General features: G+C 61.0%; 18 protein-coding genes. 17 read left to right on the forward strand and 1 reads right to left on the reverse strand.

Annotation, left to right across the window (positions count from 1 at the left end; all coding sequences use genetic code 11):
* The first annotated feature begins 66 nt into the window (after nucleotides 1-66).
* The 3 genes from BMI01S_RS13885 to rsmA are packed head-to-tail and all read left to right on the forward strand — an operon-like array spanning nucleotide 67 to nucleotide 3323.
* Nucleotides 67-1434, forward strand: a complete 1368-nt coding sequence (locus tag BMI01S_RS13885) for a peptidylprolyl isomerase (protein WP_028211814.1) — start codon at nucleotides 67-69, stop codon at nucleotides 1432-1434.
* 23 nt (nucleotides 1435-1457) lie between these two features.
* On the forward strand, nucleotides 1458-2480 hold the full coding sequence (gene pdxA, locus BMI01S_RS13890) for a 4-hydroxythreonine-4-phosphate dehydrogenase PdxA (RefSeq protein WP_028211813.1): 1023 nt from the start codon (nucleotides 1458-1460) through the stop codon (nucleotides 2478-2480).
* Between the two features lie 15 nt (nucleotides 2481-2495).
* On the forward strand, nucleotides 2496-3323 hold the full coding sequence (rsmA, locus tag BMI01S_RS13895; RefSeq protein ID WP_028211812.1) for a 16S rRNA (adenine(1518)-N(6)/adenine(1519)-N(6))-dimethyltransferase RsmA: 828 nt from the start codon (nucleotides 2496-2498) through the stop codon (nucleotides 3321-3323).
* 36 nt (nucleotides 3324-3359) lie between these two features.
* Here the strand turns inward: rsmA and panE are convergent, their stop codons facing one another.
* The gene (gene panE / locus BMI01S_RS13900) at nucleotides 3360-4310 is read right to left on the reverse strand and encodes a 2-dehydropantoate 2-reductase (RefSeq protein ID WP_028230968.1); all 951 of its coding nucleotides are present in this window, start codon (nucleotides 4308-4310) and stop codon (nucleotides 3360-3362) included.
* Nucleotides 4311-4482: 172 nt separating this feature from the next.
* Between panE and gloA the strand changes: the two genes are divergently transcribed.
* The 14 genes from gloA (at nucleotide 4483) to BMI01S_RS13970 (ending at nucleotide 20820) form a co-directional block, all read left to right on the forward strand.
* The gene (gloA, locus tag BMI01S_RS13905) at nucleotides 4483-4869 is read left to right on the forward strand and encodes a lactoylglutathione lyase (RefSeq protein WP_028211810.1); all 387 of its coding nucleotides are present in this window, start codon (nucleotides 4483-4485) and stop codon (nucleotides 4867-4869) included.
* A 662-nt stretch (nucleotides 4870-5531) separates the two neighbouring features.
* On the forward strand, nucleotides 5532-6941 hold the full coding sequence (locus tag BMI01S_RS13910; RefSeq protein WP_042289592.1) for an undecaprenyl-phosphate glucose phosphotransferase: 1410 nt from the start codon (nucleotides 5532-5534) through the stop codon (nucleotides 6939-6941).
* A 32-nt stretch (nucleotides 6942-6973) separates the two neighbouring features.
* The gene (locus tag BMI01S_RS13915) at nucleotides 6974-8233 is read left to right on the forward strand and encodes a polysaccharide biosynthesis/export family protein (protein ID WP_409372315.1); all 1260 of its coding nucleotides are present in this window, start codon (nucleotides 6974-6976) and stop codon (nucleotides 8231-8233) included.
* Nucleotides 8230-8673 (forward strand): low molecular weight protein-tyrosine-phosphatase, encoded by a 444-nt coding sequence (locus tag BMI01S_RS13920; protein WP_028211807.1) that lies wholly within the window; start codon nucleotides 8230-8232, stop codon nucleotides 8671-8673. Before BMI01S_RS13915 ends, BMI01S_RS13920 begins: the two co-directional genes overlap by 4 nt.
* Before the next feature lie 3 nt (nucleotides 8674-8676).
* Nucleotides 8677-10890 (forward strand): polysaccharide biosynthesis tyrosine autokinase, encoded by a 2214-nt coding sequence (locus BMI01S_RS13925; protein WP_028211806.1) that lies wholly within the window; start codon nucleotides 8677-8679, stop codon nucleotides 10888-10890.
* A gap of 95 nt (nucleotides 10891-10985) precedes the next feature.
* Nucleotides 10986-12098, forward strand: coding sequence for a non-hydrolyzing UDP-N-acetylglucosamine 2-epimerase (wecB, locus tag BMI01S_RS13930; RefSeq protein WP_042289533.1), 1113 nt, complete (start codon nucleotides 10986-10988; stop codon nucleotides 12096-12098).
* 13 nt (nucleotides 12099-12111) lie between these two features.
* On the forward strand, nucleotides 12112-13350 hold the full coding sequence (gene wecC, locus BMI01S_RS13935; protein ID WP_028230967.1) for a UDP-N-acetyl-D-mannosamine dehydrogenase: 1239 nt from the start codon (nucleotides 12112-12114) through the stop codon (nucleotides 13348-13350).
* Nucleotides 13351-13389: 39 nt separating this feature from the next.
* Nucleotides 13390-14706, forward strand: coding sequence for a flippase (locus BMI01S_RS13940; protein WP_042289536.1), 1317 nt, complete (start codon nucleotides 13390-13392; stop codon nucleotides 14704-14706).
* 21 nt (nucleotides 14707-14727) lie between these two features.
* Nucleotides 14728-15540 (forward strand): glycosyltransferase family 25 protein, encoded by an 813-nt coding sequence (locus BMI01S_RS13945; protein WP_238327794.1) that lies wholly within the window; start codon nucleotides 14728-14730, stop codon nucleotides 15538-15540.
* A 62-nt stretch (nucleotides 15541-15602) separates the two neighbouring features.
* A complete protein-coding gene (locus BMI01S_RS13950; protein ID WP_063619596.1) occupies nucleotides 15603-16859 on the forward strand; it encodes an O-antigen ligase family protein in 1257 nt (418 codons plus the stop codon).
* Nucleotides 16856-17953: a glycosyltransferase family 4 protein gene (locus tag BMI01S_RS13955; protein WP_028211803.1), complete on the forward strand. Its 1098-nt coding sequence runs from the start codon at nucleotides 16856-16858 to the stop codon at nucleotides 17951-17953. The genes BMI01S_RS13950 and BMI01S_RS13955 overlap by 4 nt, the downstream gene beginning before the upstream one ends.
* Nucleotides 17954-18054: 101 nt before the next feature.
* Nucleotides 18055-18813 carry a heparin lyase I family protein gene (locus BMI01S_RS13960; protein WP_255217800.1) on the forward strand — a complete coding sequence of 253 codons (759 nt, stop codon included), beginning with the start codon at nucleotides 18055-18057 and terminating at the stop codon, nucleotides 18811-18813.
* Nucleotides 18806-20074, forward strand: coding sequence for an aspartate-semialdehyde dehydrogenase (locus BMI01S_RS13965; RefSeq protein ID WP_238327793.1), 1269 nt, complete (start codon nucleotides 18806-18808; stop codon nucleotides 20072-20074). The genes BMI01S_RS13960 and BMI01S_RS13965 overlap by 8 nt, the downstream gene beginning before the upstream one ends.
* A complete protein-coding gene (locus tag BMI01S_RS13970) occupies nucleotides 20071-20820 on the forward strand; it encodes a WecB/TagA/CpsF family glycosyltransferase (protein WP_036044946.1) in 750 nt (249 codons plus the stop codon). The genes BMI01S_RS13965 and BMI01S_RS13970 overlap by 4 nt, the downstream gene beginning before the upstream one ends.
* The last annotated feature ends 52 nt before the right edge of the window (nucleotides 20821-20872 follow it).

Raw genomic sequence — 20872 nt, forward strand, 5'->3', positions numbered from 1 at the left:
CTCGGGGCAACGCGGTGTCGGTTGCATAGAGACGGGCTGAGCGGGCCCGCCAACATTGGAGTATCTGTGGGAATCATGAAAAAGCTTCGCCTGGCAGCGTACGCTGCGAGTCTCTTCGCCGTCGCAGGCGTGTTGCCTGCCGTGTCGGCGCAAGCTCAAGGTCTCCCGGCCGGCAATGGCCAGGCAGTGGACACGATCGCCGCAGTGGTCAATGACGGCGTGATCACGCAGCGCGAACTCGACGGCCGCGTCGAACTCATCTCGCACCGTTTGCAGCAGCAAAACGCGCCGATCCCGCCCATCGACCAGTTGCGCTCGCAGGTGCTCAACCAGATGGTGCTGGAGCGCATCCAGCTCCAGAAGGCGAAGGAAGACGGCATCATCGTCGACGACGCCGCCGTGCAACGCACGCTCGAGCGCCTCGCCCAGGCGAACGGCATGGACCTCGCCACCTACCGCACGCGCATCGAGGCGGCCGGGGTGCCGTGGAGCACGTTCATGCGCGACGCGCGCACGGAACTCACGCTCTCGAAGCTGCGCGAGAAGGAAGTGGACAGCCGGATCACGGTTTCCGACGCCGAAGTCGCGAACTACATCGCGAGCCAGCGCGGGCCGAACGCAGGCCAGACGAGCGACCTGCATTTCCAGCACATCTTCATCAAGGCGCCGCTGAACGCTTCTGAGACCGACATCGAAGCCGCGCAGGCGAAGGCCAACGCGCTGCTCAAGGAGGCGCAGTCGGGCAGCAAGTTCGAGAGCCTTGCCAAGTCGAACTCGCAGGCGAGCGACGCAGGCAAGGGCGGTGACATGGGCTTCCAGCCGCAATCGAAGCTGCCGCCCGAGTTCGTGACCGCAGCTTCCACGCTGCGACCGGGCGAAGTGAATCCCTCGGTGATTCGCACCAACGACGGCTTCGAAATCGTGCGGCTCGTCGAGCGCCGCCAGGGCCAAGGCACGGCCGCCGACGCACCCAAGCTCGTGCAAACACACGTGCGCCACATTCTGCTGCGCGTGGGCGACGGCATGTCCGAGCCGCAGGCGCGTCAGAAGCTGCTCGAAATCCGCCAGGAGATCGGGGCGGGCGGCGACTTCGCCAAGTTCGCGCGCACCTATTCTCAGGACGGCTCCGCCTCGCAGGGCGGCGACCTTGGCTGGATCAGCCCGGGCGAAACCGTGCCCGAATTCGAGCGCGCGATGAACACGCTGCAGGACAATCAGCTCAGCGAGCCCGTGCGCACCGAGTATGGCTACCACCTGATCCAGGTGCTGGGCCGCCGCGACGCCGAAGGCTCGATCGCCCAGCAGATGGATCTCGCACGCCAGGCCATCGGCCAGCGCAAGGCCGAGCAGGCCTACGCCGACTGGCTGCGCCAGTTGCGTGACAGTGCCTACGTCGATTACAAGATCGCGGGCATGACGCCGCCGCACAACTGATCGCTTTGGAAAGGATTCGAGCCATGAACACCTCCGCAACGTCGTCGCCGGCTCCGCGGAGGGCGGGCCCGATCCGCATTGCCATCACCACCGGCGAACCGGCGGGCGTCGGCCCCGAGCTGACCGCCGCCGCGCTGGCGGGCGCCTCGGTGCACTGGCCCGATGCGCAGTTCGTCGTGCTCGGCGACAGCGCGCTCATCGAGACCCGCGCGCAAGCCGCTAACGTCGACTGGGCCGCCGTGCTGGCCAGTCAGCCCGTGCAGGTCGAGCATGTCGGGCTGGCGGCGCCCGCGAAGCCGGGCAAGCTCGACGCCGCTAACGGCCGTTATGTGCTCGCACTGCTCGACCGCGCCATTGACGGCGCGGTGTCCGGCGAGTTCGACGCGATCGTCACCGCGCCGCTGCAAAAGAGCACCATCAACGACGCCGGCGTGCCGTTCACCGGCCACACCGAATACCTGGCCGAACGCACCCACACGCCGCGAGTGGTCATGATGCTGGCGGGCACGGGAGCCCGGCCGTTGCGCGTGGCGCTCGCCACCACGCATTTGCCGCTCAAGGACGTATCGGCGGCGCTGACCGTCGACGGGCTCGTCGAAACGCTGCGCATCATCGACCATGATCTGCGGCACCATTTCGGTGTGCCGCTGCCGCGCATCCTCGTGACCGGCCTGAACCCGCACGCGGGCGAGAACGGCTACCTGGGGCGCGAGGAAATCGACACGATTTCGCCGGCGCTGACGGCCGCCGCCGCCGAGGGCATTGACGCTCGCGGCCCGTATCCCGCCGACACGCTGTTCCAGCCGCGCTACCTCAAGGACGCAGACTGCGTGCTGGCGATGTACCACGACCAGGGCCTGCCGGTCCTGAAATACGCGACGTTCGGCGAGGGCATCAACGTCACGCTCGGCTTGCCGATCGTGCGCACCTCGGTCGATCACGGCACCGCGCTCGACCTCGCCGGCACGGGCCGCGCGGACGCCGGCAGCCTGATCGCCGCCCTCGACACAGCCGTTTCGATGGCCCGCCACCGGCGCGCCATCTGATTGATTCCAGAGAAGATGTCCAACAGCAGCAGACAGCACCAGGGCCACTTTGCGCGCAAGCGCTTCGGCCAGAACTTCCTCGTCGACACGGGCGTGATCGACTCGATCGTCGACGTCATTCGCCCGCAGCGCGGTGAGCGCATGGTCGAGATCGGGCCGGGCCTCGGCGCCCTCACCGAGCCGCTCATCGAACGCCTCGCCACGCCAGAGTCGCCGTTGCACGCGGTCGAACTGGACCGCGACCTGATCGCGCGCCTCACTAAAAAGTTCGGCCCGCTCCTCGAGTTGCACGCGGGCGACGCGCTCGCGTTCGACTTCGGCTCGCTCGCGGCGCCTGGCGAGAAGCCATCGCTGCGCATCGTCGGCAACTTGCCGTACAACATTTCGAGCCCGCTGCTGTTTCATCTCGCCACGTTCGCCGATCGCGTGATCGACCAGCACTTCATGCTGCAGAACGAGGTGGTCGAGCGGATGGTGGCAGAGCCGGGCAGCAAGGCGTTCGGCCGCCTTTCGGTGATGCTTCAGTATCGCTACGTGATGGACAAGATGCTGGACGTGCCGCCCGAATCGTTCCAGCCGCCGCCGAAGGTGGATTCGGCGATCGTGCGCATGATTCCGTACGCGCCGCACGAACTGCCGAAGCTCAACGAAGCCCTGCTCGGCGAACTCGTGACGGCCGCCTTCTCGCAGCGGCGCAAGATGCTGCGCAATACGCTCGGCGACTATCGCGATCGCCTCGATTTCGACGCGCTCGGTTTCGATCTCGCCCGCCGCGCGGAGGAAGTGCCGGTGGACGAGTACGTGCGCCTCGCTCAGGCGCTGGACGAGGCAAGCGGCGCCTGACGTGCCGCGCCGCGTTGCCGGTGCGTTGCCGCTCGCTCAGGCTGCCTCGCTGCGTTGTGCTTCATAGGCCTTGAGCTGGCTATAGACGATGCGCAGCACCGAAAGGTCGTTCGACGTTTGCCGCGCCGTGCCGCCGCGCCGGATCAGGTCGCCGAGCACATGATCGGCCTCGATGCGCGAACCGTTCTGCACGTCGCGCAACATCGAAGCGGTGAGCGGCGAACCCTCGGCGAACAGCATGGCGCGCGAGCGCTCGAGGAAGCTGTCGCGCACGGCGTGGCCGTGCCCGGCGGCAATCGCGCGGCATTCGGCGAACAGACGCTCGACGGTTGCGGCGCCGTCGGGTGTGGCCAGAATGACGCCAACGGGCGCCCGGAAAAGACAGGTGCTGCCCGCAAGCGACGCGAGGAACACCCACTTCTCCCACATCTCCTGAAGAATCTTGTCGCTCGCCTTCGCGTGGAAACCGGCGTTGCCGAACTCGTCCGCCACGGCTTGCACGCGCGCTGAGACACCGCCACCGAGCTCGCCGAAGGTGATGGCCTGCACGTCGTTGAGATGCACGATTTCGCGCTTGTCATTGAGCGTGGACGCAATCAGGCAGACGCCGCCCAGCACCGCCTGCGTGCCGAAGCGCGCCTGCAGCGCCTCCAGATGGCGCATGCCGTTGAGCAGCGGCAGGATCAGCGTGTTCGGACCGACGGCTGCGGCGAACGAATCGATTGCGTTGTCGAGGTCGTAAGCCTTGCAGCTCAGCAGGACGAGATCGAACGGTTGGCCGCCTTGCGCCTCTAGCGCTTTGCGGGTGACCGTCTTGATGTCGCGCAGGGTGAGATCGCCAGCCGGACTGCGGATCACGAGGCCGGATTCGCGCAATTGCGCGGCGCGCGCCTCGCGCACCAGAAACGTCACGTCGCGCCCTGCGGCAGCGAGCCGGCCACCGAAATAGCCGCCCGTCGCACCCGCACCGACTACCAGAATCCGCATGTTCACCCCTCGTTCCTTACGTTCTTTGCTTACATCCCGTCAGCGAACTTGCCCTGGCAAATTCGGGAATGGCGTTCATGCTAGAGCAAATCGGCACATCTTGCCGGCGCCGGCAGGGGCGGTGGGTTTTTGGTACAGTCCGGCTTTTGACGACGGCAAAACGGAGTTCACGATGCGCCTGCTACACACGATGATCCGGGTCGGCGACCTCGATCGCTCGATCAAGTTCTACACCGAACTGCTCGGCATGAAACTGCTGCGCCGCGAAGACTATCCCGATGGCAAGTTCACGCTGGCCTTCGTCGGGTACACGGACGAGCGCGACGGCACCGTGATCGAGTTGACGCACAACTGGGACACGGCTTCTTATGATCTCGGCACCGGGTTCGGGCATCTGGCCGTCGAGGTGGAAGATGCGTATGCGGCCTGCGCGAAGATCAAGGAGCAAGGCGGCACGGTGGTGCGCGAAGCCGGCCCGATGAAGCATGGGACCACGGTGATCGCGTTCGTGACCGATCCGGATGGGTACAAGATCGAGTTTATTCAGAAGAAGAAGTGAGATTTCTTCTCGCGACGGCCTCGGCGTATTCATACGCCCGTTTCGAGAACTGGATAAAACTTTAAATTGAATTGACACTCCGCCCAAAAATGAAAAGAAGAATAACGGGCGGCAGTGAATTCACATATCCTGTTCAAGCTCAAATCTGAGCATCTATAGCTTGTGCGAGGCTGCTGATCCGCCAGGATTTATTTATTTCGCATTACTGATTTATGGATGGGTGATCCCGGGATTGTCTGGGTCCGATTGACTGCAGACCTGATATCGAGATGCATTGCCCGCATCGCAGGAGAGCGTTTCAGACTCTTCCTATATACGCGACGCGTCTGTCAGTTGAGACTTCCATTCCTGGTCATTAGCCAGGCCGCGACCTGGCGATTCAGCCCCGCGCGTGCAATTCAGTATCCGGGGTATTCATCGCGATTCTCCCGGATTCGCATCCTCGTCGTACGTGCGAACGTCTTCGACTTCACTGGGAAATGGCGTGACGTGCAGACAACGTATCGATTCTCTCTTGATTCATCTCTTTCTGATTGTGGATTCAGGGCGTGGCTGGAACGTTCCCGGATGAACTTGCGGTAAGCAGTGATGGCTGGTCTGCGGCTGTCTTGAAGAGCCGTGTCGGTGGCGACGCGGCCAACTATTCATTCGTGGAAGATTTCATGCGCCTGCCTTGTCAAGCCTGTGAAGGAACGTCGCGACGTCGCGGCAACCTGTCCTCTCGTTTGCTCGATATCGCCGTGATCGCGTTTGGCGCTTCTTTCGCCTCGCGCTTCGAGGCGAGCGGCAGTCAACCCGGTTATGACAGTGCACTCGTGGCGTTTGCGCTGCTCGGGTCCGTGTTTCTTTTTCCGGCGTTCGGTCTGTATCGGGTCGCGCACCGGCATTCATTCTGGCATTGCGTTTGTGTTCCCACGCTCGCGTGGATCATTGCGCTCGCAGCGGCGCTACTGTTCGCTATCGCTTCCCTCGAGCCTTACCGGCCGTCCGGCGATTGGGTTGCGCGATGGGCGCTCTTCTCCGGACTCGGCCTCGTAGTTTGCCGTTTTGTCGAGCGCGCCCGCAGCGTGCGACGCGTGGAGCGAGCCGCACGCACGCGCGCCGTGGCAATCGTCGGCAGCGGGGCGCACTGCCGTCACCTGCTGCGCAAGGTTGAAGCGGCAAAGGACTCGACGTATCTCGTCGCGACGATCTTCGACACCGGTCCTGCGACCGGCGTGGCGCCGGGCATCGTGCCGGCATTTCGCGATCGCGAAGGGTTCGCCGGCTTCGTGCGGCGGCATCACGTGGAAGAAATCTGGCTGGCTTTGCCAGTCTCGGAAGAGAAGACGATTCTCGACTTCATCGAGCTTTTTCGCAACGACCTCCTGAACATCCGCTTCATTCCTGACGTGAGCGGGCTCGCGCTGTTCGAAGGCGAAGTGATCGATCTCGACGGCACGTCTGCTATCAACCTCGTCGGTTCGCCGCTGTCGTCGGATGCCCTTGTCGCGAAGGACATTTTCGATCGCGTGTTTGCGCTGGCCGCCGTGACGGTGCTCATGCCGCTGCTCCTGATCATCGCGATTGCCGTGAAGCTCTCATCGCCAGGACCAGCGCTCTTCACGCAGCGACGCAAGGGCGCGAACGGCAAGGTCTTCAACATCTACAAGTTTCGCAGCATGCGCTTGCACGCCGCGGCGCGTGGCGTCGTCGAGCAGGCAACGCGTAACGACCCGCGCATCACACGCGTGGGAGCTTTCCTGCGCCGCACGAGCCTCGACGAGTTGCCACAGTTTTTCAATGTGCTGCGCGGCGAAATGTCGGTCGTCGGGCCGCGGCCGCACGCGATCGAGCATGACGCGCTCTATCAAAACATCGTGGATGGCTATATCCACCGCTATCGCATCAAGCCGGGCATCACCGGCTGGGCACAGGTTAACGGCTTCCGCGGCGAGACCGATCGCATCGAGAAGATGCGGGGACGCGTCGAACACGACTTGTATTACCTCAGCAACTGGTCCTTCTGGCTCGATATGCGAATTGTCTTCGCAACGGTCTTCAAGGGACTAGTGCACCGAAACGCCTATTGATTTGCTGGAACGTAGAAGTGGTGAAACGATCGATGAAACCGTTTGCTCATGCCGGGCGCCGGACGCCGCGCGACGTCGCCGGGCGCATTGCGGGTGCAAGTGCGGCTATTGCGCTTTGTGCCGCGCTCGGTGGTTGCGCGATCGCGCCTGGCATGCGCATGTCTCTGTCGAACGCTGCCACCCTGACGGAGGCGCCGAGCGGGCCCGATACCAGGACCGAGGCCGATGAGTCGATGGGCGGCGGCGGAGGTGTCGCCGGGGTGGGGAGCGGTGCGCTAGTCGCCAATGCGACCTCCGCTACACCCGAAGTGCCTGTTACCGAACTCAATGTCGAGACGGTGAAGCGCTTCCAGGAGGCGCGCCTGAGACAGCAGCAGCAGCAGGCCGAACTGCTTTCGGCGGCTCCGCAACCGTATGCGGTCGGCGCTGGCGACGTGTTGCAGATCGTCGTTTGGGATCACCCGGAACTGGCGGCGGCCATGGGCCCGACGCAGTCGCAGGCGTCCACGCGCCCCGGCGATCCGTTTTCCGGCTTCGTCGTCGACCAGTCCGGCAATCTCACGTTTCCCTACGCCGGCACGATGCACGTTGCGGGACTTCGCACAGAGGAAATTCAACGTTTGCTGACGGCGTCGCTTGCGCGCTATTTCGTCAAGCCGCAGGTCACCGTGCGTATGGCCTCGTACCGCGCCCACGAGGTGTACGTAGACGGCGAGGTGCGCAGCCCCGGTGTGGTCGCGGTGAATGACGTACCTATGTCGCTGTACGAAGCGATTTCGCGCGCTGGCGGATTCGCTGAGACAGCCGATCAAAGCGACCTCGTACTCGTGCGTGGGAACACATCTCACCGTATCAACCTGACGCAAATGGTGGCGAGCGGCTTGAGTCCGTCGCGGCTGTACCTCAAGCCCGGGGACATGCTGCGCGTCGTCGCCCGCGACGAAAACGACGTCTACGTAATGGGCGAAGTCAGCAAGCCGATTGCTGCGATTCCACGCCGCACAGGTCGTATCACGCTCGCGGACGCCATCGCGCAGGCGGGCAGTGTGAATTCGTCGACAGCGGACGCTGCGCAAATGTTCGTGATCCGCGGTGCGCTGAACGGCAAGCCGGAAGTCTTCCACCTCGACGGACGTTCGCCCGTGGCCATGCTCGTGGCAAAGGAGTTCGACCTGCAGCCGAAGGACGTCGTGTACGTCGATGGCAACGGCCTTGTCCGCTTCAACCGCGTGCTGACGTTGCTGATTCCCGCAATCAATGCCGGTTTGACCGCCGGGCTGGTGGCGAAATGATCGAGAGCGTTCTGGTCGTTTGCGAGGGCAACATCTGTCGCAGTCCGTTGGCGTGCGCGATGCTCGCGCGTTCGTTGCCCGGCATCGCCTTCAGTTCGGCGGGAACGCGCGCGCTGGTGGGTGAAAGCGCCGATCCCACCATCGTGGAATTGGCACGCGAACGTGGCGTGCCTCTGGAAGCACACATGGCATCGCAACTCACCGATGCGCAGGTTCGTGGCGCCGATCTGATCCTCACGATGACGAAGGGGCAACGCGAACAGATCGAACGCAACTGGCCATTCGCGCGCGGCAAGGTGTTCCGTCTGATCGAAGTAGAGGGCGTGGACGTCGTCGATCCGTACGGTCGACATCGCGCAACGTTCGATCTGGCCGTGGCACAGATCGAACACGGCGTCGCGCATTGGCGCCGCGTCCTGCAGGACAGCAAGATCCATTGAATCATGACTCTTCTTAAGAACGATCCGCATGCCAACGCCGCGGATGATGATGAAATCGACCTCTCGGAGCTCATTGCGGTGCTTCGCGAGAACCTCACCCTGATTGGCATCGTCATGGCGATCGTGTTCGCCCTCGGAGCGGCTTATGCCTTTCTCGGAGCACCTGTTTATCGCGCTGACGCGATGATCCAGGTGGACGACGACTCGGGCGCGGGTTCGATCAACGACAAACTGGGCGATCTTGCGTCGCTGTTCCAATCGAAGGCCACCGCCGACGCGGAGATCGAACTGATTCGCTCGCGCACCGCGATGGCCGAAACGGTCGACCGGCTTCATGTCGATATCGACGCGCGGCCCCACTATTTCCCGCTGATCGGTGCGCCTGTTGCGCGCTATCGTGCTCAAGACAGCGACAAACTGCTTTCGCCATTGCTCGGAATGAAGCGCTACGCGTGGGGCGGAGAGCGTATTGGCGTGACCCGGTTCGACGTCCCGCGAGAGCTGTATCAGAAGAAGTTTGAACTGACGGCAATTGACGCAGAGCGATATGAACTGAAAGACCCATCCGGCGACGTTGTCCTCCACGGGCGTGTCGGTGCGGTCGCGAGCGCAAGGACGCAATACGGACCCGTCACGCTCGAGGTGACGTCTTTGCTGGCACATGCCGGAACGCGCTTCGACCTGAAGCGTTTGTCGACTCAACTGACCGTTGCCGAGTTGCAGAAGAAGCTTGATATCGCGGAGAAGACGAAACAGTCGGGAATCATCGGCATGAAGCTGGATGGCCCGGACGCGGAGCGCGTGACGGCTATTGTCAATATGGTCGCGAGCCTTTATGTACAGCGCAACGTCGATCGCAAGTCGGCGCAAGCGCAACAGATGCTCGATTTTCTCGGCGAGCAGTTGCCCCAGCTGCGCGCCGCCCTCGACCAGGCTGAAGCCCGCTATAACGCATTTCGCGCGAAGTCTGGGGCGATCGATCTCGATGCCCAGGGCAAGCTGCTGCTGCAATCGGTTGTCGATTCAAAGACTCGCCTCACCGAACTCCAGCAACAACGTGCAGATCTCGTGCAGCGCTTCACGGCGTCGCATTCCAGTGTTGCGGCGGTAGATGCGCGCATTGCCGAGCTAGAAGATCAACAAGATCAATACGAGAAGCAGGTAGCAGCGTTGCCCGAGACGCAGCAGCAGGCACTGCGGCTCATGCGCGACGTGAAGGTCAACACCGACCTTTATATGAAATTGCTCGATAGTACCCAGCAGTTGCGCGTGTTGAAGGCGGGGCAGCTCGGCAACGTCCGCACGGTCGACTATGCAGTCGTGCCGGAGGAGCCGGTGAGGCCGCGGAAAAGTCTGGTACTGCCGCTGGCCTTGGTATCCGGGCTGTTAATTGGATGTGGGATTGCGCTCGCGCGCCGCATGTTCAACCGCGGGCTCGAGACCCCATCGGAAATAGAGCGCGCAGTCGATCTTCCGGTACACGCAATCATTTCACACAGCGACAAGGAATTGGCGCTGCGTCAATCTGTGCGCCGCAACCCCACTAGGCCTGCCGTTCTTGCGGCTGTGTATCCCGATGATGTAGCGGTGGAGGGGATGCGCAGTCTGCGTACGGCAATGCAGTTTGGCGTGCTGAAACCTGAAAACAACATTGTGATGCTCACGGGGCCGCGGCCGGGCGTCGGCAAGTCGTTTGTGTCCGTGAATCTGGCAACGGTTCTGGCGGCTACGGGCAAGCGCATTCTGCTGATCGACGCCGATATGCGGCGCGGCGATGTTCACTTCTACTTCTCGATTGCACGCAAGCGGGGGTTCTCGGATCTCTTGACTGGTTGTGAACAGAGAGATGCTATCCACCGCGAAGTGCTACCGAATCTCGATGTCATTACGTCGGGCTCCATACCTGACCGCCCGGCCGAACTCCTCACGCGGGAGCGGCTTGGAGAAGTGCTGAAGGCGTTGGCGTTGAGTTACGACGTGGTGATTATCGACTCACCGCCCGTGCTCGCGGTCACGGACGCCGTTCTGATCGGTAAGCACGCAGGCGCCACTCTGATGGTCGTGCGCCATGGACGCCATTCCGCCGCCGAATTGCGCGAATGTACGCGCCAACTCACGAGCGCCGGTGTCGAGATCGATGGCCTGCTGCTCACGGATGTACCGGAGCGTGGCGCTTCCTACGGCGCGTATTCGAACTACAGCAAGAAGCCCGATTGAGGTCCGAAGTCCCACGCGGGCGCGAACTGCCTAAGGTTGTGTCGATGGAAAAAACTGTACTACTAACGTTTGGAACCCGGCCGGAAGCGATCAAGATGGCGCCTCTGGTCAAGCGCCTGCAACGCGAGCCGGGCGTACGGTGTCGGGTATGCGTCACCGGGCAGCATCGCGAGATGTTGGACCAGGTGCTCAGCCTGTTCTCGATTCGACCTGACTTCGACCTGAACATCATGAAGCGCGGTCAGGATCTCTACGACGTCACATCGACCATCCTGGCGGGTATGCGCGGCGTGCTTTCACAAGAGCAACCCGATCTGGTGCTCGTGCATGGCGATACGACCACGACGATGGCGGCAACCCTGGCCGCGTACTACAACCGCACGCCGATCGCTCATATTGAAGCCGGATTGCGGACTGGCAACCTGCTCTCGCCTTGGCCAGAAGAAGCGAACCGGAGGCTGACCGGCGTCCTGGCTTCGCTGCATCTGGCACCCACCGAAGTCGCCAGGGAAAACCTCCTGCGTGAAGGTGTTTCCGCCAAGTCGATTGCTGTCACAGGCAACACCGTTGTCGATGCGCTGCTGCACGTGCGAGGCCGACTGGCCGCGGAGGCAACGCTGCGTGAGCAAGCACAACGCGTGCTTCCGAGGCTCGACCCGAAGCGCCGGCTCGTTCTGGTCACGGGCCACCGCAGAGAGAGTTTCGGTGACGGCTTCGAACGCATCTGCACGGCGCTCGCGCAAGTTGCAGGGGCATGGCCGGAGGTGGACATCGTCTATCCCGTTCATCTCAACCCGAGCGTGCGTGAACCTGTCAATCGCCTGCTCACCGGCATTGCGAACGTGCATTTGATCGAGCCACTCGACTATCTGCCGTTCGTAAGCCTCATGGATCGCGCTCATTTGATCCTGACGGACTCGGGCGGCATTCAGGAAGAGGCGCCCTCGCTTCAAAAGCCCGTGCTCGTCATGCGCGATACGACCGAGCGGCAGGAAGCCGTTGATGCGGGGGTGGTGCGGCTCGTTGGGACGGAAGTCAGCGCGATCGTGCAGGGCGTGGCGCGCTTGCTGGAGGACGACAAGGCTTACGGGGCGATGAGCCGCGGCAAAAACCCGTATGGGGATGGACACGCGTGCGAGCGCATTACGGCTGCGCTGAATGACTGGTGGGGCACCGCAGTTCGCGCGGGTCGGGGACAAGGAGAATAAGGGCTTGGCTACTATGAACTTCGAAACGATTTCGGTTGTTGGACTGGGCTATATCGGACTTCCCACGGCGGCCGCGTTCGCCGCGCGCCGCAAGAAGGTCATTGGCGTTGACGTGAACCAGCACGCCGTCGATACGATCAACCGCGGCGCCATTCATATTGTCGAGCCGGAACTCGACATGCTCGTTCACGCAGCGGTATCGCAGGGTTATCTGCGTGCAACGACGAACCCGGAACCTGCCGATGCATTTCTTATCGCAGTTCCGACGCCATTTGCGGATGGCCACAAACCGGACCTTTCATACATCGAAGCGGCGAGCCGCGCCGTGGCGCCGGTATTGAAAAAGGGCGACCTGGTGGTGCTCGAATCGACTTCACCCGTTGGTGCTACTGCGAGAATGTCCGAGTGGATGGCGGAGATGCGACCGGACCTCACTTTTCCGCAGCAAATGGGAGATGCGTCCGACGTGCGCGTTGCCCATTGTCCCGAGCGCGTATTGCCCGGGCACGTGATTCGCGAACTGGTCGAAAACGATCGTGTGATTGGCGGCATGACAGCGCGCTGCAGCGAGGCGGCGCGCGAACTCTACCAGGTATTTGTGCGTGGCGAGTGCATCATCACGGACGCTCGAACGGCTGAGATGTGCAAGCTGACCGAGAACTCGTTCCGCGACGTGAATATTGCATTTGCCAATGAGCTTTCGCTGATTTGTGACCGGCTGGAGATCAACGTGTGGGAATTGATCAAGCTGGCAAACCGGCATCCACGCGTGGATATCCTCCAGCCGGGGCCGGGCGTGGGCGGGCATTGCATCGCCGTTGACCCGTGGTTCATCGTGGACTCGGCGCCAGAGCAGGCTCGACTCATTCGTGCGGCGCGTACGGTGAACGATGACAAACCAAATTGGGTTGTCGAGCGTGTGGAGCGAGCAGCGAAGCGCTTCAGGGAGCCGTTGATTGCGTGTCTCGGTCTCGCATTCAAGGCGAACATCGATGATTTGCGTGAGAGCCCTGCGGTTGAGATTGCGAACGAACTGGCCGACCGGTTCCCGGCGCAAGTTGTTGCTGTTGAGCCGAATATTCAAAAACTTCCGCCAGACCTGGAAGGACGTATCGGGCTTTGCGATCTACGTACCGCGATGGCTGAAGCCGATGTGATCGTTATTCTTGTTGATCACGCGCAATTCAAGCAAGTCGATCCGATTCGGTTGCAGACGAAGGTGGTGATTGATACGCGCGGGGTGCTCGCGTGAGCGAAGCATTTGTTACTCCATCGCTCAGTCGAGCCGCAAGTGGATAAATTCGTATGCTCGCGACGAGTTCCTGGTGAAACGGGGAGTGCGGCGCGAGCGCCGCGGCTTGGCCGTAACCTGTTCGCGATGATCGCTTGGCAGGTCGGCAATTACCTCGTGCCGCTGGCGACGTTCCCGTATCTCACGCGCATTCTTGGGCCGTCGAATTTCGGCATCCTGGGTTATGCGTCTGCTATCGCCGTCTATGGCGTGCTCTGGACGGATTGGGGCTTCAACCTCAGCGGGCCGCGCGCGATCGTCGAACGTCGCGGCGATAAGGATGCCGTCAACGATCTGATCTGGTCAGTCATTTTTGCGAAGGCGCTGCTTTGTCTTGTTTCCCTGCTCGCTTTGGGTGTCGCGATGCGCTTCGATAGACACGCCGCCACGGCAATACCTGTCGTACTGGTGTCGTGGATTGCCGTCGTCAGCAATGTGTTCACGCTCAATTGGGTTTTGCAGGGACTGGAGCGCTTCTCCCTGTTTGCGGTCGTATCGCTGGCGGGCCGCTTCGCGACGCTGCCGCTGATCTTCGCGTTTGTCAAATCAGCTGATGACATCGCGCTCGCTGCAGCGATCCAGGCATTTGCCCCGTGCATGACGGGGCTCTTCTCGCTGCTGATGGTACAAAGGCTCGGGCTTCTGGGTCGTCCGGGACGAGCCTGGCGCTCGGCGGCGCGTCGCCTGAGAGAGGGTGTCGATATGTTCTTGTCGACGATTTCGGTCAGTCTGTTCGGAGTGACCAATACCGTGCTTCTCGGTGCGCTAGGCGATCCTTACCAGGTGGGACTCTACGCGGCCGCTGATCGCCTCAAAACGGTGGGAAACATGGTGCCTGCCCAGATCAATTCGGTGCTGTATCCGCGTGTGTCGGCGCTAATGCTCGACAGGCCTATGTCGGCGGCCAGGCTCACGGCGCTTGGTGCTGTCGCGACACTCGCCATCACGGGCGTGGGCGTGCTTGCTGTCACTGCGCTCTCTCATTACGTGACTAGCGTGCTTCTCGGGCCCGACTTCGGCGCGGCGGCGCCTGTGTTGACGCTGCTTTGCATCGCGACCATTTTCGGCAATCTCGCCTATCTGCTCGGCCTCCAGGTGCTGGTTCCATTCGCGAACGGTAAGTTAAGGTCGGTCGTCATGCTGCTCGCGGGCGTGCTCAACATCGGATTGTCATTCGCGCTGATTCCTCGCTTCGGTGCGCGCGGCGCCGGGTGGGCGTTTCTAACCGCCGAGGCGGTGATCCTCGCGGTGTTCGTCATGGTCATCGTGGGGTCGCCCCGTATGCGGGCGCATTTCACTCAATTGCTGAGGGCATGAATGTCAGCGAGATTTCCGGTCATGATTGTTTCGTTGAAGCGCTCGGGGCGACGAGAGCGCATCGCGGAAGCGATGTCGACGCATGGCGCGCATTTTTCCTTTATTGACGCGATCGACGCACGATGTTTCGGGAACGGCGAACTCGCGCGTCTCTACGATGACGCCGCGGCGCGCGCACGCTATGGCAGATCGCTGAGCTGCGGCGAGGTGGCATGTTTCCTCAGTCATCGACGGCTTTGGCAGGACATCGCGAGTGGCGGCAGGAGCACAATCGTGCTCGAAGATGACGCCCTGATGGATCCTGCGTTCTTCACGAAGGTGCTGAATTGGCGCGAAGACATGCTCGCAGACATGGCTGACGTCGTGCTGTTGGGCCAATCGAAGCTTAGCCGCTCGCGCGAGGCACGAGAGTATCTCTACGAGCCGCTGAAACGCTCCCGTCAAATCGACGGCATGCGCATCGGTACTCCGTTTAAGCAATGGACATCGGGTGCGGTCGGCTACTGGATTTCCCCGCATGGCGCCATGCTCGCACTGGCTCATACGGAGGGGCCAGTGCGGGCGCTGCTCGACGATTGGCCGTGGCATCGTGACGACGGTGCCATGCGCATCAAGGAACTGCGGCCTTACGTGGTGTGGGAGGCGTTCGAATCCATAGCGAGCGACCTCGAAGGCGAGCGCAGCCAACTTACCCCATCGAGAGTACGATGGCGCGATTGCTTGCTGGAGCCCATCCGCGTTGGGCGGCTCATCGCGCGCTGGAGTGTCGCGGCCACGATTCGCGCCGCCGAGTCGATCGGCAGTGGTGGCAAGAAGCAGGACTGCACGCGATGAGTGCCTCGGCAATCCAGATTCGCGAATCACGTACGGGTACATGGGACAGTTCATCGAGATCGATGATCTGGCTCGTCCTTGTGGTCGGTATCGCGCTGTCGCCGCTTGCTGACTTCCTTTCGGCATACACGCTGAAAGGGCAGGTCGGTGGTGACATGGGCGCGCGCTATTCGCTCTACGTACGAGGCGCGATGGTCGCTGGTCTGGTTGCCGCGATGTTGCTCAGCGGTCGGATACGGCTCTCCAGCTGGCGCATTTGCCTCCTCGCGTTGGTGACGGTCGTCATGTCGTTCGCCTCGCTGGCGCTCGACGGAATGACCAGTGGGGAATTCATTGAGCAAGTTATTGCAATTGCCAAGGTCTTTTCCCTCTTCGTCTATGTCGCGGCATTCTCTGAACTTAAGGACACGCAGCTGGAAAAGGTCGAAGCCCTGATGCGCCTGACCCTGTTGGTGTACGGCGTCGCGATACTCGCAGGCGCTGTGTTCTCGATCGATATGTTTCGCAGCTATCGGGGCGAGACCCACATCCGCGCGGGCTACAAAGGCATCATCTACGCGCAGAACGAAGCGTCGGCATTGCTGCTCTCAGGGCTGGCCATGGCCTACCTACAAGTTCTCCGGCATGGCTGGAGTTCAGGGCGGGTCGGGTTGGTCGCGACACTGATCGCGGCGGCGTTCCTGCTCGGTACGAAGGGCGCGCTGGCTGCTGGTTTTAGTGTCATCGCGGCATATTCCTACTCGCGATACGGTGTCGTCAAGGCAACGGCCCGGCTCGCCCTCGTTGTCGCGCTGATGCTAGTGGCGGCGGTCTCAGTCTATTTTATCGTGCCGTCCGTGCGCCAAGCGGTCGATCTCAGCATTCAGTATTTCAGCTATCAAAACGATCATGCGGGCAGCGGCAGAATTGCGACGGTGATTATGTCTGGCCGTAACATGAAGTTCTCGAACGTATGGGATGAGCTCGCCAGTCGAGACTTCCTGCCTCTGCTCACGGGCGGTTACCCAGCTGTTCGATACCTCATTGAAATAGACGGGCCAGATCTTGCGCTAATAATGGGAATTCCTGTCTTCTGCTTGTACGTGCGGGATCTTCTCGGGTTGTACGTACGGTCCGGCGACGGACCTATCGCGCATTACGGAAGATATTTCTTCGTCTTGCTGGTTCTGATCGCCTGCTCCGCTGGTCATGTGCTGACTTCCGCAATCGTCGCACCTTTTCTCGCCATGATCTCGGACCTCGTCCGGCGATGGTCCGACGTGGAGTGCGGGTCGGTTGCAGAAAGCGATGAACGAAAGAAAACGGAGCGCGTGTCATGACCAAAGCAATTTGCGTACTGCATGTTGGTCCGGGATACGGGCAGCGAGGCGGTGTCGCCTCCGTGCTCGAGGAGTTGCGGGCAGCGAAGACGATGTTCGAAGAGAACTCGATTCGGGTCGCATTCTTCGAGACCCGTGGCTTTAAGACGACAAAGGACAGACTGTTGTTCCTTCTGTTGGATCTGCCGCGATTTTTTCTGCGTGTGTGGAATGATGTTGACGTCATCCACTTTCACGTGTCTGCGCGCGGTTCGGCGCTGAGAAACCTGATGCTATTTCGGGCCACGCGCATGCTGCGACGAAAGGTGATATTTCACTGGCACTCGAACAACCTGACCGAATGCATTGAGCGGTCGAACGGATGGTTCAAGGCAGCTCTGCGGGAGTTTATAGAGTCGTCCGATGACGCCATTGGTGTATCGACAGAAATGGCCACGGACATCCGCCAATTCAGAAAGGGAGCGAGTGTTCGTGTGATCGGCAATTGCGCGCGCAATGCGGAGCAGGTTGCATTGCAAGGGCCGGCGAGAGCGATTGACGCGCGTCATTTACAGCCATACGTTGCGTTCTCTGGTCGTTTCGTCGAGGAGAAGGGGTTGCGTGACATGTTTGCCGCTATCGCCATCCTCAAGAAGAAGCAGCGGCACATCCATGTGAAACTCGCGGGGGCAGGTGAAAAGGATCGGTGGGTAGACCTGGCGCAGCAGCTTGACATCGTGGACTGCGTTTCGTTTGCAGGCTGGCTGACCGGCGACGGTCTGATGGACTTCTACCGTAATGCGCGGGCGTTCTGCCTGCCTAGCCACGGCGAGTCGTTCGGCCTATCGACGCTCGAAGCGATGCTTTGCGGTCTTGCGGTCGTCGGAACAAGGACGGGTGGATTCCTCGATCTTGTCAAGGAAGGGGAGACGGGATATCTGGTTGAAACGGGTAATGCAGCGAAACTTGCCGAAGCGCTGGAGCGGGTTCACGACGACCCAGGGGCGGCTTGGCGGATGGGTGAGGCGGGGCGCCAGTACGGCCTCGCGCGTTACTCGTTCAAAAGCGTGTGCGCGCAGTACATTTCTTGCTATCGAGAACTGCGATCGCCTTGAATGATCGGTGAATTTAGTTTGAACTACACATGAATTTTACGTCGTTTTGTTTATCGCGCTTTAGTCTGTGCGGAAGGACGCTATTCGCGTGCGCGCTGGCGATGCCGGGCTTCGTGAGCGCCACGCCGCCGACAGACGACTCTAAATGGAGACAAATGGCTGAAGTCGACTGGCGCGACGGATTGAGCGGCGCGGTGTCGCCTCAAGCGAATCCCGGCGACATCGAGACCGTGCCCGATCCGGACGATGCGCCGCGGCAGGTCTTGAGAGCGACGATCGCGCGTCACGAAAGCTTCACGAATGTTGCTAATGGCACGCCGCGGGCCGAAGTGCTGTTCCGCGAGCCAGCGACGTTCGCGCAGCGCTCCGATTATCTCGTGCGCTGGAGTACCTACATTCCGCGAGGTTTCGAGTTCGATGCGAAGCAAATGGTGATCATTTCTCAGATTCACCAATCGGCGAGGCAGGGTGGGCCGACGGTTGCACTGGCTTTGCTCGGGACAAGCTATTACGTATCGACGCGTGGCGGAATGCAGGTGCAGAAGATAACCGCCAGAGAAAAAATATGCTGCGCCGATGATGACAGGGGGAAGTGGGTCCACTGGACCCTTCGTTATATCCCGGACGACTCCGGAAAACAGTCGCTAACTCAGCTATGGAAGAACGATGAGCTTGTTTTTGGTTCCGAGAAGATCGCCAATGCCTATCCAGGCGACCAGAATGCCTATTTGAAAATAGGTTTGTATAAGGCCGGCTGGCAAAGAGAGCCATCCGACGCGGAAGTGCAAACCTTGTTCTATGGTCCTGTATCAATTCGCAAGCGCCAGGTTGAATTTTTGGAACACGCAAAGCATGAGTGATCGTTTTGAACCGAAAGAAGAAAGAAGTATCTGCCGCGATCGACCGATTGTAGCGGGCAGCAAAATAACCTATGAGGAGGAAGCGGATCAGGTTAGGGCGATCTGTGACGTGCTCCTGCATGGAATCAGAAGTGAGGACTACCGCGGTTACGATCCCTACGACGCGCTAAACAGCGCCGTGTTTGCGTCACTCGGAGGCAAGCGCTTTCGGTTTGCGATGATTGCCTGGCAGCAGTTGCATAGACGTAGTCCGGTCAATTTCAGGCCACTCTGCGGAATCAGAAAAGAGCGGAATCCAAAGGGAATTGCATTGATGGTTCTCGGATTGATCGAACGCTTCCAGCAGACTACGAGCGGTCGCGATCTCGACGAGGCAGTCAGGTTGGGCGATTGGTTGTTGTCCCGGCGGGCTGATCGACAGGAATGGCCGTACAGCTCGTGGGGCTACCACTTCCACTGGGCCGCGCGAGCGTTCGACGTACCGCTCGGCAAGCCGAATGCTATTACGACTTGCTATGTCGTGCGAGCGCTTCTCGCGCTGTGGCGTGCCACTGGCGAGCACCGGTTTATCGACAGTGCTGTAGACGCGGGAAAATTTCTGCAAACGCTGTACACGGTTCAGCAAGACACGGCGTTCTACCGCTATGTGCCCGGTGAGGGTGCGATGGTTCACAACGCCAATCTTTGGTCAGCTGCGATTGTCGCATCGACGGCCAGTCTTGAGGGCGATGTTGCCGCATGCGAGCAGGCGTTGCTCGCAGCGCGTCATTCGGCCCGTGCGCAGGCCGCGGACGGCGCGTGGCGGTACGGGGAGCGCAGTCACCACGCGTTCGTCGACGGATTCCATACGGGCTATAACCTGGAGGCACTTTCCGCTCTGCAGGGTGCATTGAACACGCGCGAGTTCGATCAGGTCGTGGATCGAGGCATTGGGTTCTATCGGCAGGCATTTTTTGAGGCGACCGGCGACGTGAAGTACTACGCCAACCGGATGTATCCGCTCGACATGCATTCGGTTGCGCAAGCTCTTATTACGCTACTGCGCGTCGGAGGAACGGACGAAGATCATGAGCTTGCGCGGCGGGTCATCCATCGTTCGATCGAACGTCTCTATCTGCGAAACAAGGGACGCTTCGTCTATCAAAGGGGCCGCTATTTTTCCAATACGGTGGATTACATGAGATGGACTCAGGCGTGGGCCTTCTACGCACTGAGTCTTTACAGCGCCGACGTTGCGCGGCGCGGGCGAGACGCGCAATGAAAAGAATAGAGCTCTTTTCCTGTCCGATGGACGTGGCGACCGGACGCGAGACTGTTGAGCTGGTCAAGAACCGCGTCGAGGCCAGACGGTTCACTCAACACGTCGTTGTCAACGTAGCGAAGGTTGTACACATGCAACACGATGTCGTCCTTGCGGCGTCGATTCGTGCGTGCGACATCATCAATATTGACGGCATGGGTGTAGTCTGGGCCGCGCGCTTGCTCGGCGTTGAAGTACCGGAACGGGTCGCCGGCGTGGATCTTTTTGACGACCTGCTCGCCATGGCAGCAGAACGCGGCCTTCCGGTCTTCCTCCTCGGCGCCACGCCCGAGGTTGTGCAGGCGACCGCCGAGATCGTTGCGCAGCGCTATCACCGCCTGATCGTAGCGGGCTATCACCACGGCTACTTCTGGGACGATGAACATGCGATCGTTGAGAAGATCCAGGCGTCGGGGGCGCGGCTTTTGTTTGTCGCGATCACATCGCCAAAGAAGGAGAACTTCATCAATCGCTGGCGCGATCAGCTTGGCGTGGATTTCGTGATGGGCGTGGGCGGCACTTTTGACGTCGTCGCTGGGAAAGTACGCCGGGCGCCAGTTTGGATGCAGCGTAGCGGCCTCGAATGGCTATATCGTGTCATTCAAGAGCCGGGTCGCATGTGGCGCAGATACTTGACTACGAACTTGCAATTCGCGGGCCTGGTATTCAAGGCAGTTCTACGCACGCCGCCTTCGCAGACGCGCTAGCCGGAATCCAGGGAGCCGTCGATGTGCCGCGTTGAAATAACAGCCAGCTTTC

This window comes from Paraburkholderia mimosarum LMG 23256 = NBRC 106338, from assembly GCF_000739815.1.
GTDB classification, from domain to species: domain Bacteria; phylum Pseudomonadota; class Gammaproteobacteria; order Burkholderiales; family Burkholderiaceae; genus Paraburkholderia; species Paraburkholderia mimosarum.